This window comes from Heyndrickxia coagulans DSM 1 = ATCC 7050 (genome assembly GCF_000290615.1).
GTDB classification, from domain to species: Bacteria; Bacillota; Bacilli; order Bacillales; family Bacillaceae_C; genus Weizmannia; species Weizmannia coagulans.
Genome location: NZ_ALAS01000206.1, coordinates 24,815 through 38,408 on the forward strand (window position 1 = coordinate 24,815; position 13,594 = coordinate 38,408).

At 48.6% G+C, this 13,594-nt stretch carries 14 protein-coding genes; 5 read left to right on the forward strand and 9 right to left on the reverse strand.

What is annotated here, in order from left to right:
* Positions 1-51: 51 nt before the first annotated feature.
* Both IC21_RS11090 and IC21_RS11095 read right to left on the reverse strand, forming a co-directional pair.
* Positions 52-1,296, reverse strand: a complete 1,245-nt coding sequence (locus tag IC21_RS11090; protein WP_029141600.1) for an aminopeptidase — start codon at positions 1,294-1,296, stop codon at positions 52-54.
* 121 nt (positions 1,297-1,417) lie between these two features.
* Positions 1,418-1,675 (reverse strand): hypothetical protein, encoded by a 258-nt coding sequence (locus tag IC21_RS11095; RefSeq protein ID WP_017552823.1) that lies wholly within the window; start codon positions 1,673-1,675, stop codon positions 1,418-1,420.
* 98 nt (positions 1,676-1,773) lie between these two features.
* Between IC21_RS11095 and IC21_RS16345 the strand changes: the two genes are divergently transcribed.
* Both IC21_RS16345 and IC21_RS11100 read left to right on the forward strand, forming a co-directional pair.
* A complete protein-coding gene (locus IC21_RS16345) occupies positions 1,774-1,920 on the forward strand; it encodes a small acid-soluble spore protein P (RefSeq protein WP_013859302.1) in 147 nt (48 codons plus the stop codon).
* Between the two features lie 170 nt (positions 1,921-2,090).
* Positions 2,091-2,342, forward strand: coding sequence for a GlsB/YeaQ/YmgE family stress response membrane protein (locus IC21_RS11100; RefSeq protein WP_017552822.1), 252 nt, complete (start codon positions 2,091-2,093; stop codon positions 2,340-2,342).
* Positions 2,343-2,374: 32 nt separating this feature from the next.
* Here IC21_RS11100 and IC21_RS11105 read toward each other — a convergent pair whose 3' ends face one another.
* The 4 genes from IC21_RS11105 to IC21_RS11120 form a co-directional block, all read right to left on the reverse strand.
* Positions 2,375-2,983 carry a lytic transglycosylase domain-containing protein gene (locus IC21_RS11105; RefSeq protein ID WP_029141601.1) on the reverse strand — a complete coding sequence of 203 codons (609 nt, stop codon included), beginning with the start codon at positions 2,981-2,983 and terminating at the stop codon, positions 2,375-2,377.
* A 104-nt stretch (positions 2,984-3,087) separates the two neighbouring features.
* Positions 3,088-4,707, reverse strand: coding sequence for a long-chain fatty acid--CoA ligase (locus IC21_RS11110; protein ID WP_029141602.1), 1,620 nt, complete (start codon positions 4,705-4,707; stop codon positions 3,088-3,090).
* Between the two features lie 41 nt (positions 4,708-4,748).
* Positions 4,749-5,429 (reverse strand): LrgB family protein, encoded by a 681-nt coding sequence (locus IC21_RS11115; protein WP_029141603.1) that lies wholly within the window; start codon positions 5,427-5,429, stop codon positions 4,749-4,751.
* A complete protein-coding gene (locus IC21_RS11120; RefSeq protein ID WP_019721211.1) occupies positions 5,398-5,793 on the reverse strand; it encodes a CidA/LrgA family protein in 396 nt (131 codons plus the stop codon). The genes IC21_RS11115 and IC21_RS11120 overlap by 32 nt, the downstream gene beginning before the upstream one ends.
* A gap of 173 nt (positions 5,794-5,966) precedes the next feature.
* Here IC21_RS11120 and IC21_RS11125 point away from each other — a divergent pair, with 173 nt between their 5' ends.
* On the forward strand, positions 5,967-6,242 hold the full coding sequence (locus IC21_RS11125; protein ID WP_017550841.1) for an alpha/beta-type small acid-soluble spore protein: 276 nt from the start codon (positions 5,967-5,969) through the stop codon (positions 6,240-6,242).
* A 62-nt stretch (positions 6,243-6,304) separates the two neighbouring features.
* Here IC21_RS11125 and IC21_RS11130 read toward each other — a convergent pair whose 3' ends face one another.
* The 3 genes from IC21_RS11130 to IC21_RS11140 form a co-directional block, all read right to left on the reverse strand.
* A complete protein-coding gene (locus IC21_RS11130) occupies positions 6,305-8,323 on the reverse strand; it encodes an ABC transporter ATP-binding protein (protein WP_029141604.1) in 2,019 nt (672 codons plus the stop codon).
* Complete coding sequence (locus IC21_RS11135; RefSeq protein ID WP_029141605.1) at positions 8,323-10,074, reverse strand: ABC transporter ATP-binding protein; 1,752 nt, start codon at positions 10,072-10,074, stop codon at positions 8,323-8,325. The genes IC21_RS11130 and IC21_RS11135 overlap by 1 nt, the downstream gene beginning before the upstream one ends.
* Before the next feature lie 157 nt (positions 10,075-10,231).
* A complete protein-coding gene (locus IC21_RS11140; protein WP_029141606.1) occupies positions 10,232-10,546 on the reverse strand; it encodes a heme biosynthesis protein HemY in 315 nt (104 codons plus the stop codon).
* A gap of 386 nt (positions 10,547-10,932) precedes the next feature.
* On the opposite strand from IC21_RS11140, the gene IC21_RS11145 reads away from it, so the two are divergent.
* Together IC21_RS11145 and IC21_RS11150 are read left to right on the forward strand one after the other, a co-directional pair.
* Positions 10,933-12,285: an MFS transporter gene (locus IC21_RS11145; RefSeq protein WP_029141607.1), complete on the forward strand. Its 1,353-nt coding sequence runs from the start codon at positions 10,933-10,935 to the stop codon at positions 12,283-12,285.
* A 193-nt stretch (positions 12,286-12,478) separates the two neighbouring features.
* Positions 12,479-13,576 (forward strand): DUF3900 domain-containing protein, encoded by a 1,098-nt coding sequence (locus tag IC21_RS11150; protein WP_029141608.1) that lies wholly within the window; start codon positions 12,479-12,481, stop codon positions 13,574-13,576.
* Positions 13,577-13,594 lie beyond the last annotated feature (18 nt).

Consider the following 13,594-nt stretch of genomic DNA (forward strand, 5'->3'; position numbering starts at 1 on the left):
CCATTGAGAATCTTTATCAATATAATATTGATGTTTTTCTGATGTTTTTCTTTAGATGGCCCAGTCCCCATTGCGGAAAACCGGAACAACGGTTCCATCCTGTTTGATGCCGTCAATATTCATATCAGCAGAGCCGATCATAAAGTCAACGTGGACATTGGAGACGTTCATGCCGTGTTTTAACAGTTCTTCTTCGCTCATTTTCGTGCCGCCCTGGATCGTTGTCGGATAGGCTGCGCCAATGGCCAGGTGGTTTGAGGCATTCTCGTCAAACAATGTATTGAAAAATGTAATGCCGGACTGGGAAATCGGCGACGGATCCGGTACAAGCGCAACTTCCCCGAGCCCTGTTGCACCTTCGTTTTCAAATACGAGTTTTTTGATCGCTTCTTCGCCTTTTTCAGCAGAAATATCGACAATTTTCCCGTCTTTGAAATGGACAACAATGCCTTCGATTAAAGTGCCTGCATAACTTAAAGGTTTTGTGCTGCGCACGACGCCTTCCATCCTGTGCGTATCCGGTGCAGTAAACACTTCCTCTGTCGGCATATTAGCAATGAATTCTTCGCCTTTCGGGTTCACGCTGCCCGCACTGGCCCAAATATGGTTTTTTGGAAGGCCGAGTGTAAGGTCCGTCCCCGGCGCCGTATAATGAAGGGCATCGAATTGAATGCCGTTTAGCTTCGCCGCTTTTTCATTTAACTTCTGTTTATGTTGTTCCCAGGCGGCAACCGGGTCGTCCGCGTAGACACGGCATGTTTTAAAAATCTGGTCCCAAAGCGCATCGACCTGTGCTTCTTCGGTTTCTAAATCCGAAAACACTGCTTTTGCCCATCCGGCCCCCGCCGCTGCAGCAACCGTCCATTTGATATCGTCATTTTGCGTTGCAACCCGCTGCGCTTTGAAAGCTTTCGCCGCTGTATTTTGATAAGCGGCCACTTTGTGCGGATCGACCTCATTGAGCAGGCCGGGGTCGCTGGAAAGAATAGACAGCCGGCTCACTTTATGGTTGAGCACATGGTCTTCCGTCTCGGCAATTTTGTAATCCGGAATATGCGTCAGCACTTCCTGCGGCTGGTTCAGGTAATGCTGCTTTGTAATTTCATCATCCGACCATTCGACGATTACTTTTTCCGCGCCCAGTGCATACGCTTCTTTTACGACAAGGCGCGCAAGTTTTGCCTGGTCGACTGCAATATATACTTTTACCCAGTCGCCCTGCTTCACATTGATGCCCTTTGCCACGAGCAATTTTGCATATTTTTGTAAATTCTGTTCAAAATTTGGCAAAGCCATTTCGATTCCCTCCTGTTCATTGCTTTTCATTATGTATAAACCCTTCCTGTCGCAGGCCTGATACAATTCTATATTATACCAGATCCTGGCGCAGATGAAAAAAGCAGGGATTCTCCCCGCTTTAATGCAAATCTGTATGTTTTACGATTTTATCCAAATCGCGCCGGAACTGTTCCAATTGCACCCGTTGCGTTTCGCTCGCTACTTCGAGCGCATTTTCGATCTCCTGATATGTTTCGTTGATTTCTTCTTTCAAATGGGCGAGCTGGTGCCCGGCGTCTTCACTTCCCATGTCCAAGTTCTGCAGGATGTCTTCTGTCAGGGCCATGTGCTGCCCGGCCGCTTGAAACGCCTGCTGTTTGTCTTTATGGTAAGGCATTGTCATCTCTCCTTCAAAAGATAGTATGTTCAATTTTTTTCATGATATGCTGTATAACCGCTTTGCAAAAAGCAAATTGTATAGTTGGAGGGATGAAAATGGTGAATAAAAACGACGGAAATGATATCCGCAGAAACCAGCCAAAAACAAACAACAGCGGGCAGCCGGAACCGTTAAGCGGCTCAAAAAAGGTTAAAAACCGGAACCATTCAAGACAAAAGCACAATCCCGGGCATGATATGTAAACTTTAAACCAAAGGATTGCCGGCTTTCCCCTGAAAAGTTCCGCATATTTGTCTTTTTAGATGTTTTAGAATATTACTGCCCATGTTTAGCCCGGTACAAAGAAGGCAATAAGTACAACGAGTTCGATAAAACAAGATATGAAACTTAAGTTAACAGGAGGAATGTGAAAATGTCGTTTATTCTATATTTGATCGTAGGCGGGATTATTGGATGGCTTGCAGGATTGATCATGGGACGGGACATCCCGGGCGGTATCATCGGGAACATTATTGCCGGGATTGTCGGTGCATGGCTTGGCGGCGCGATTTTCGGAAACTGGGGGCCGCATATCGCAGGGATGGCGATCATACCGGCTTTAATCGGGGCGATCATTCTCGTCTTTGTATTAAGCTTTATTTTAAGAATGGCAAGAAAAGCATAACAGTAAAAAAGGGCGGCCGGAACCGCCCTTTTTTATTTGCTTGCTTTTTCTAAACCTTCTTTTTGATAAAGGCGTACATAGTACATCACTTCGGACACGTATTTGCGGCTGTGATTATACGCAAAAACCGCTTTTTGAATCTGCCCGTTTGCTGCCCCGTTTTTCGACAAATAATTTGCCGCGCTGAAAATCGCGTCTTTATCGTTAAACGGGTCTGCTTTCCCGTCCCCGTCCGCATCGACGCCGTATCCTCCGTATTTTTTTATGACAGCTGGGTCCGTTTCTTCCCTTTCCGGGATGTCTCCTTTTCCAAGGCCGCTGCATGACGGGTGCTTCCAGCCGACAAATGTGCACGGCATAAATTGCATCGGGCCTTGGGCCCCGGTCGGCGAGACCATCGGCTTCATCGTTGAAAACCTGGTTTCCACCCGGTGATGGGCAGCAAGCACATACCAGGGAACCCCGTATATTTTCTCCGCTTCCAGATAGATGGACAAGTATTTTTCAGGGATTTGGGGATTCGCTTTTTTCTGGATGTTCTCTTCGAAAATAAAATAGGCGCTTAACACGATGGCCGGAATAAGCAGGATGATCCACGCTTTACCCCGGTTCCGCTTCTTTTTCTTCCATGTTTTGGGCATTTCCACTTGAATCCTTTCATCAATCCGTTAAAACCTCTCCCCTTTATATTATCGAATGTAAAAGCCGAAATCCATAGGAAGATTCCGGCTTTTTCCCGCATACATTACTGCACGCCTGCATAATGGCCCTCAAGCTGTTCGCGCAATGCCCGTTTTAAAAACTTGCCGACGGACGTTTTCGGGATTTCTTTCATAAACAAAATGTCGTCTGGGACCCACCATGAGGCAAATTGTGTTTTCAAATCATCTTTCAGTTCCGCGGCCGTGATTTTATTTTCATATCCGCTTTTTAAAACCACACAGCCGAGCGGGCGTTCCTGCCATTTCGGATGGGGGACGGCAATGACGGCTGCTTCAAAGACCGCTTCATGCGACATGAGAGCGTTTTCAATTTCCACAGAAGAAATCCATTCACCGCCGCTTTTGATCAGATCTTTTGTCCGGTCGGTAATCTTCAGGTACCCATCCTGGTCCACGACCGCAATATCCCCAGTATACAGCCAGCCGTCCCTAAATGCTTCCTGCGTGCGCTCGTCACAGTAATATTCATCCGCGATCCACGGCCCTCTTACGGTCAGTTCCCCCATTGTTTTTCCGTCCCATGGCACTTCCCCGTTCTCATTGACGACTTTTACCTCAACACCGGGAACAGGCAGCCCGGTTTTTCCTCTCACATCCACAATTTCGTCCACGGTAAAATGGTCCATGCTGCTTTTTAACGTGGCCAGCGAAACAATCGGGGTCGTTTCCGTCATCCCGTAGCCGGTCATAAACGGCACTTTGTACGTTTCCTCGTAAGCACGGATCAATCCTTTCGGCGATGCCGCACCCCCGCTTACGATCAGGCGGAGGCTGCTGATATCATACGGCTTTTCCTGCAGCACTTTCAGCATGCCGATCCAAATCGTCGGGACGCCTGCTGTCATCGTGACTTTTTCTTTTTCAATGAGTTGTGCGAGAATTTCCGGTGTAAAAGAAGGCCCCGGCAGCACCTGGGTTGCCCCGAACCAGGTGGCTGCATAGGGAAGCCCCCAGGCATTGACATGAAACATCGGGACGACCGTCATGGCGACGTCGCGTTCCTGGACACTGAGCTGGTCGGCAAGCCCGAGTGCCATGCTGTGCAAATAAAGGCCGCGGTGGGAATAGACAACCCCTTTCGGATAGCCGGTCGTTGCCGACGTGTAGCACATCGCGGCTGGCGCATGTTCATCAAGGTCATGTAAAAACGGATAACGCCCGTCGCCTTCTTCCAGGATGGCTTCATAATTGGAGACAGGAAACAAGGTTGTTTCTGGAATCGTTTTTTCGTCGCTCATAATGATAAAATGCTCGACCGTTTTCAGGCGGCCCCGGATTTTTTCAATCACCGGGAAGAGATCTTCATCGATAAGCAAAATTTTATCTTCCGCATGGTTAATAACGTGGGCGAGATGGTCTTCCGACAGGCGGATGTTAACCATATGGAGGACAGCCCCGCGGCACGGCACGGCAAAATAGGCCTCTAAATGGCGGTGGTGGTTCCATGCAAACGTACCGATCCGGTCTCCTTTTTTCATGCCGAGTTTTTCCAGCGCACTTGCAAGACGGCGTGTCCGTTTTGCAATTTCACGATACGGAATCCGCTGAATCCCGGTGTGCGTCCGCGAGATGACATATTTCTCGGGAAAATAGCGTTCAGCCCTCTCAATCATCGAAGAAAGTAGAAGTGGCGTCTTCATCATCAGTATCTACCCCTTTATCTGTAATATATGTTTATCCCGGTTTAGAAAAACCATGGCAGGATAAAAGAAGTTAAAATGGCGGCCATTCCCATCGCCACACCTGATACGGCACCCTGCAGCTCCCCTTCCTTTACGGCTTCCCCCGTTCCGATCCCATGGGAAATCGTGCCGAGCGCAAGGCCTCGCGATACCGGGTCATGGACGCGCGCCAAAGATAAGAGCTTCAGGCCGAACATGGCGCCGATCATCCCGGTAATCATGACAAACCCGGCGACCAGCACCTCATTGCCACCGATGATTTTTGCCACCTCGCTTGCAACCGGCACGGTGACGGATTTCACGGCAAGGGAAGCAAAAATATTGTGCGACAGCTGGAAAATTTTGGCCAGGGCGAGGGCGGTCCCGACAGTCAGCATGCTGCCTGAAAGAATGCCGCCGACAACCGGCAGAAAATAGCGCGCAAGAATCGCCCTGTTTTTATAAAGCGGCACAGCCAGCGCAACGGTGGCCGGGCCGAGAAAATAGGTCATGACCCCTTTTGCGGGAAGATACGCTTTATAGGATATATGGCTTGCGGTCAATAGCATGATCAATACCACCGTACTGAAAAATACAGGCGTTGTGAACGGGGAAGGAAACCTTCTCGATAACCGCAACGACAGCAGGTAAACGAAAACGGTGATGAAAATGCTATAAAGTGTCACGGCGTAACTGCTGCTCATGGCTTGCCTCACGCCCCCTTGCCAAAAGCTGGGCGGACATCCCCGTCCCTACAATGCCGGCTACCGCGCTGACAGCCAGTATTACGGTCAGCACCACGCCATTATGGAGGAAAAATGAACCGAGCGACATCAGCCCGACGGAAATCGGAATAAAAAAGAAGGATAAATGTTTTAAAATCCATGTTGCGCCCGTATCGATCCACTGCAGCTTCAAAATGCCCGTGAATAATAAAAGAAACAGCACCAGCATGCCAAATACATTCCCTGGTACCGGCAAATGCAGGATTTTGACTGCTTCCAGCCCGATTTCGTAAATGACCCAGAGCAAACCGATCTGCAGTGCACCAATTACTGCTTTTTTCACGTTGCATACTCCCTTTTTATTTGCTGTATTATTACAGTTCTTATTATACAAATATTCCATACAGATTTTAAATATCCTGTATGATTTTTTCAAAAAAAAATCATTTTTCATTTTTTCTCCCCGGAGCATAAAGGCAGCTGGCCATCCGCATCCTATAAGGGGAGGGAATCCGCATGCCAAAACGAAAAAGAAAACCGCTTATCGCAGAATCAAGGAGCGCGCTTGACCGGTTCAAAACCGAAGTGATGGCCAAAGAAGGATATCGTACCGATACGGACCACCCGGACGATATCAAATACGAGGTGGCCAGTGAACGCGGCATTCCGCTTCAAAAAGGCTATAACGGCAAACTGACGGCTGAACAGGCCGGAAAAATCGGCGGGCCGATCGGCGGAAACATGGTGAAAGAACTGGTCCGGATGGCGCAGGAACAATTAAAGAAAAAATAAAACGGGCAGAGAATTTCCCTGCCCGTTTGTTATAGTACAGACTCCGCTTCACATTGCTGGATTTATCCGGCTGCTTCCGTTCCGCCTGAATGCTGCATTTGGTACATTTGATAATACTTCCCTTTTCTTTCCATTAACGCTTCATGGCTTCCGCGTTCCACAATCCGGCCACGGTCCAGCACCAAAATCTGGTCGGCATTTTTGATGGTGGAAAGCCGGTGGGCAATGATAAACGTGGTCCTTCCTTTTTTCAGGACATCCATGGCATGCTGGATGGCCAATTCCGTTTCCGTATCAATATTGGACGTCGCCTCATCAAGAATTAAGATAGCCGGGTCAAAAGCAAGTGCGCGGGCAAACGAGATGAGCTGGCGCTGCCCGCTCGATAAAGTGCTCCCCTTTTCAAAGACCGGTTCATCGAGCCCTTCTTCCAGATTTCCGATCACTTGATCGGCGCCGACCGCTTTTAACACGGCAGCCGCTTTTTCTCTTGTAATCCGCGGGTCCCCGAGGCTGACATTTGAATAAATCGTGCCGGTAAACAAATACGGGTCCTGCAGCACGATCGCCATATGTTCACGGACGGCCTGCCGCGGAAGCGACCGGATATCCGTCCCGTCAATCCGGATTTCTCCTTCATTACAATCGTAAAAACGGAACAGCACATTCATAATGGAACTTTTCCCGGATCCGGTATGGCCGACAAGCGCGACCGTTTCACCCGGCTTTGCCTCAAAGTCAATGTCTTTCAGCACATATTCGTTTTCTTTGTAGCCGAAAAAGACGTGCCGGAACTCCACATGCCCTTTAAAGCGCGGTACGGATTTCGCCTCCGCATCCTCGCCTTTTTCGTCCAGCAGCCTGAAAACACGTTCGCCGGCAACAAGCGCCTGCTCAAGATTGCTGAACTGGTTGACAATATTGCTGATCGGGTTAAACAGCCGGTTAATATAGTCCACATAGGCATACAAAAGGCCGACGGAGAGCCCGGCTGACAAACCGGAAAGGGCGCTGTGCCCGAAATACCAGAGAAACGCCACAAGCACGAGATTTTTTAAAATGCCGGTTAAATTATGGGACGACAAGGCGTTTAACACCAGCATTTTGTTCTGGTATTTAAAATGCGTCCGATTCAGCTGTTCAAAGGTTTCCTTCGTTTGCTTTTCGCGCCGGAAAGCCTGGATGACCGGCATGCCCTGGATCGACTCATTGATCATGGCATTCATTTCGCTCACTTTCGAACGGATCATCCGGTTGTACTGCTGGGCAAACTTCCGGTATACCCGCATCCACAGCCATAAAATGGGCATTAACAACAGGCAGACAAGCGCAAGTTTCCAGTCGAGCAAAAACATTGCAATATAAATGCCGGCAATATAAACCAGGCCGCTGAAAAAGTTTGACAGCACAGCCACATACAATTCGTGGATGGCTTCCGTATCATTGGTGATGCGCGAGACAATCTTTCCGGCCGGCAGGTTGTCAAAAAATGGGATCGGCAATTTTTGCAAGTGGATAAAAAGGTCATTCCGCATTTTCTGGATAATCCGGTTTGCAGCTTTTTGCAAATAAAAATATTGCGTAAACTGGCCGAATCCCGACACAACATAAAGGCCGAAATACAAGATTAACAGTTTCAAAATATACGGGATTTCCGGGCTGTAAAAGCGGAGCACGCCCGCATAGGATATCTTTTCCGCCCGGTAAGAAGCCGTTTTGCCATTATAGGTCATATATAGTTTTCCGTCCCGGTACGTATTTTTCCCGCCGGTTTCAACACGGCCTTTTACGAAATAAAAGTTTCTTCCTGCCTGGACAATCGTCCGCTTCTTCCCTTTTTTCTCCTCAGCGGAAGCATAAACAAGCCGTTTGTAATGGCGGCCGTGATAAGAAACCGCCTGGCGGCCATCATGGGTCTCCACCCATACGCTTTCAATGCCGGTGATATGGCGGTCAATCATCGTTTTTGCCACGATCGGGCTGAACACATCCGCCCCAACGGCAACCATAAGGGCCGCGAGCGCAATCAAAATGGAACGTTTAAAGTTCATCGCATAGCGGAAAAGCCGTTTTGCAGCCATTATGCTTCCACCTCCTCACGGGACTTGAGCTGTTGGCGCATGTACTGTTCGTAATACCAGCCCTTGTTTTTCAACAGCTGTTCGTGCGTCCCTTCCTCCGTGATAAGGCCGTTATCGAGGACGACAATCCACTGGGCGTGTTCAATCGCCGACAGCCGGTGGGTCGCGATGATGGTCGTTTTATTTTTCCGCTCTTTCCGGATGTTCGCAATAATGGACGCCTCGGTCTTGGCATCGACAGCGGACAGCGCGTCATCCAGGATCAGAATTTCCGGATCTTTTATGACGGCCCGTGCAATCGAGATCCGCTGTTTCTGCCCGCCTGATAAAGCCACCCCTTTTTCGCCGACAAGCGTTTCAAGGCCGTCCGGGAGCATTTCAATATCTTTTTCAAGCGATGCGGTCCGGATTGCTTTCTGCAGTTCCGCTTCCCCAGCCGAATCGGTACCGAACAGAATGTTTTCTTTCACCGTTCTGGAGAAAAGCACATGGTCCTGCGGCACATACCCGATCCAGCCTAACACTTCTTCTTTGCTCAGTTGTTCAATCGGGACGCCGGACACAAGCAGCCGGCCGCTTCCAAGCGGGTATTCGCGCAACAGCTGTTTGATCAACGTTGTTTTTCCGCTGCCGGTTTTGCCGGTGATTCCGACCGTCTCCCCTTTTTTGATCTTTAAATGAATATGCTTCAGGTTCTCTTCCCGCGACTTCGGATAGTGGAAAGTATAATCGGCAAATTCTATGATATCCGGCTGTTCAACCGTTTTCGGGTTTTCCGGGTCTTTTACATCTTCCGCATACCGCAATGTTTCATTTACACGATCCAGCGAAGCATTGCCGCGCTGCATGACATTCATTAATTCCCCGATCGCAAACATCGGCCATGTCAGCATGCCCAAATAGACATTAAAGGAAACAAGATTTCCAAGTGTAATTTGCTGGTGAAAAACGAGATAAGTGCCGTAAGCAAGGCCGATCGTGTAACTCATCCCGGTAATGATCTTTGTCAGCGGGTTAAAAAGCGCGTCAATTTTTTCGACCGCAATGTTTTTTTGATAAACGTCCTCCGTCATCGCCCGGAATCTTGATACGTCCGCTTTTTCCTGGTTATAAGCACGGATGACACGGACGCCGGCAACCGACTCCAGCACCCGGTTATTTAAATCCCCGAAGGCGTCCTGGGCGACTGTAAAGCGTTTATGGATTTTCTCTCCCAGCACTTTAATGCCGGCTGCCAGAAACGGAAGCGGCAAGATCGAAACGAGCGTTAACTTCCATGAGATCAGCACGGCCATGGTCAGAATAATGGTCAGCATATACATTGTTGAATCAACAAGCGTCAGAATCCCGAAACCCGCTGTCTGGGATACTGCCCGCAAATCATTCGTCGCCCGCGCCATAAGATCGCCCGTACGGTTCCGTTCAAAAAAAGGGGGCGCCATTTTTAAAAAATGGTTCATTAACCGGGACCGCAGCATTTTTTCCACGATAAACGCCCCGCCGAACAAGTTATACTGCCATATATAGGTCAGGCCGTAAAGGGCAGCTGCAATCGCCAGCATAACGCCGATATAGAGGGAAAAAATGTGCGCTGTCATCTCCCCGGTGAATATTTTATCAATGGAATCGCCGAGAATCATCGGCGGGAGCACTTCCAGCAAGTTGACAACCGAAAGTGCAAGCACTGCAATCGCATATCTTTTCCAATATGCTTTAAAAAACCAGCCTAATTTCCCCAGTACACTAAACAAACCGTCGTCCTCCTCCCGTCATTTCTGTTCTCTAACCGCCTTTTTTCTATCCGTAAGACAATAGCAAAACCGGATTATTCTTCATCCTCTTCATCCCCTTTTTCAAAATGTCCATAGCCTGGAAAAGCACAGCCCTTCAACATAAAGTTCAAAAAAATCAATGGTGATGGTGATGACCGTGTTCGCGTTCAATCCTCGGGTTTGTAATCACGAATTCTTCCTGCGGCACGTAAAAATACTGGATCCAGATGCCGTCCAAATACGGATCGCGCGAATCAAGCAAAATATCAATGCCCTTATCCGTTTTGACAATTTCATCCTGTTCTCCCGGCGTATCCAGCGTAATATCGTAATGGGCATGGTCGCCGTGCATCTGGGCCACAAAGACGCGGATCATTTTTCCTTCCGCATCTCCTTCATCCAATATTTTTTTTAACATTTTTGCGGCATTCCGATTGATTTTAACGTTCATGTTCCTACCTCAATTCTTCTTGTTTTTGTTTCTTTATTATGACAGAAAAAACGGAAATCGCAAACCGGAATGCTTCGTGTGATGTGGCGAATATATACTCACAGGACAAACTGCTCTGTAATTAAGTTTACCAAGCAAACAGCCGGTGTTTTCCTGCAGTATTGGCTGAATTTATACGGCTTTAGAGGGCTTGCCATGATGGCTTGTTTCAGCTGCACTCCCGGGCCTGGCCAGATTCAGGCCGGGATACCGGATCTTCACTGGCATAATATTTGCACACTCGAAATATTTGTTGTATGATACTTCTGTTTTTGAACGGGCATGAAAGAAAATGAAAAGGATATTCTGTAGAAAGAAGTCTTGCATCTGAAGCGAGGGGGATTGTTATGGCTTTATCCAAAAGAACGGTTTTTTTAACGGCCATCGCTTCCGGTACGATGCTGAACCCGCTGAATTCATCGATGATCTCGCTCGCCCTTCACAGCATCCAAAAAGATTTCCATTTGAGTTTTTCAACTGTGTCGTGGCTCATTTCATCCTTTTATTTGGCAAGCGCGGTTGCCCAGCCTGTAACCGGAAAAATCGGCGATATGATCGGGCGCAAAAAAATGTTTCTTGCAGGGCTGTTGCTTGTTGCCGTTTCGGCAATCGGCGCGCCGCTTGCACCGGCCTTTTTCGTGCTGCTTCTCATGCGGCTTTTCCAATCGATCGGTTCCAGTGCCATTTATCCGTCCGGTGTCGCACTGATTCGTACCCATATTCATGAAAACCAGGCCTCGGCGCTTGCTGTCCTTTCCATTTTTGCGTCGGCCATGACGGCGCTCGGGCCGACTGCCGGCGGGATTTTAATCGGGATTGGCGGCTGGCCGTCGATTTTTCTCGTGAACTTTCCTTTTATCTTGATTAGTTTTCTGCTTGGCTGGTTTATCTTCCCGAAAGATCCGGAGAACAGGCATGCTTCTTTCAAAGATGTTGTGCACGAGCTCGACTGGACCGGCATTTTCCTGTTTGCTGCCGGGCTTGTGCTGCTTTTGTATTTTCTGCTGGAACTGGAATCATCTGTCCATATTTGGACCGGTGCAGCAGGCATTGTGCTACTTGTCCTATTTGTGATCTATGAAGCCAGAACGGGCCGCCCGTTTATCGATGTCCGCTTTTTATACAAACACCGGTCCCTCTCTGTTGTGTATTTGCAATTTATCGTGCTGAATTTATTCAATTACTGTTTGTTCTTCGGGCTGCCGAGCTTCTACCAGGACGGGCTCCATTTCAGCGTGCACACGAGCGGGTTCATGATGCTCTTTATGTCCGGCGCAAGCATCCTCATTTCCCTCGTTTCGGGCAAATGGATCGACCATGCCGGAACCGCCGGGCCGATCCGTATCGGTGCTTTAACCATGATTGCCGGCGCCGTTTTCATGGCATTTTTCTTTATCCATGCCCCGGTCTGGCTGATGGGTGTGATTCTGTTTATCCTGGGCATCGGTTACGGGATCGGTAATGTTGCGCTGCAGGCGGCGATGCTGAACGAATCGCCCGAAACCATGGTCGGCACAAGCTCCGGCCTTTTCCAAACATGCCGGTATTTAGGCTCCATCCTGTCATCGGTGACACTCGGCGTTGTGTTCGCAAGCGGCATGTCACCAGCCCGTTTCCTCGTGCTGTCAGCCGTTTTGATTGCAGTAAGCGCATTTTTCTTTCTGCTCAGCTTAAAAACGGCGCGTGCCCGGGCAGTATAACGGGAAAAGCGCGGCAAAAGGAAGCATGCCGCGTTTTTTCCTTACCGCCTCTTTTTTGCCAAAACAGAGAGCAAACCAATGCTCATCCAAATTTTAATCCCGCAAATCATCCGCGTCCAGCAAGCACATTGTGGAAAACCGTTTTTTCAAGTAAAATAGTGCTCAGTGAAAAAAGAGAAACCGGGTGAAACGATTGGATTTTAACATCAATTTCCTTTCCTTTTATGTCATCCAGACAGACGGGGAGGGCGAACAAACAAGAAAGCAGTTCAGGCACTTTCAAACTTTGGATCACGAAGATTATGAGGTTAGCAATGTAAAAGACTTTCTCGATGGCGAACTTGAAAAAATTGTAAAAAGGAAAGTGGACAAGCATCCGAAGTCCGAACAAGTGCCGACGAAAATCGGCCGCTTTATGGTGGAACCGGGCTACGGCCTTGACTCCAATCCGAACTTCAATTTGTTTAACCGTGCGCGCATGGCCCGCACGATCGGTGATTTTCAAAAAGCAAGCGAAGCCTTTCTCGCCGCTTATTTAGACACCAATGCTGTCAGGGACGGCGCGTTTCTCATCGCAAATGCAACGATGCGGAAATACTTCGATGAGCCGTTTGTTTTTTTGTTGAAATGCGATTTCGAACCGAAAGTCGCCGCGATTGCCGATGAATCCACTTTGCTGAAAAAAGTGGAAATGGCGATTACCACAAAAGGCATGAAATCCATCCAGTATCCATACATGCCGGAAGAAGGCATGATTGAAGAATCAGAGCTGAAAATTCACCAGGCATCCCACGCCCGTTATTTCGAAGAATTCTTAAAGTATGTGGAATACGGCGACTCGATGCCGGAAATCATGAAAGCGCAAGTGAAGACGATGGTGGAAGAACATTTTCAGGAAGTGCTGCATGAAGACAGCATCGAATACGAACAATTGGAAAAAGAACTTGAGATTTGGGAAGCAAGCCCCAAGCGGGCGTTACAGGAGCGGTTGCCGGCGGAACAGGTCATCGAAGCCGCGGCCCAGATTGCCGAAACCACTCCGGAAGCCGATTTGCAGATGAAACTGGACCATATTTCGGTGAATGCCCTCCTTTCTGATTTTGGTGAAACGGTCCATCTTGCCAAAATCGGAGACCGGTATATCACGATCGTCGAGTCTGAATCCATCCTCTTTGAAAAAGGGTTTTCGCCCGTTGAATTTCTGCAGCCGGACGAACTGGAGAAAGTGCTTGGACGGTTGAAGAAGAAAGCCGGGGCCGGGATAACGGACATCGTAAATGAACAAAAATAGCGTGCGCAAATCGCACGC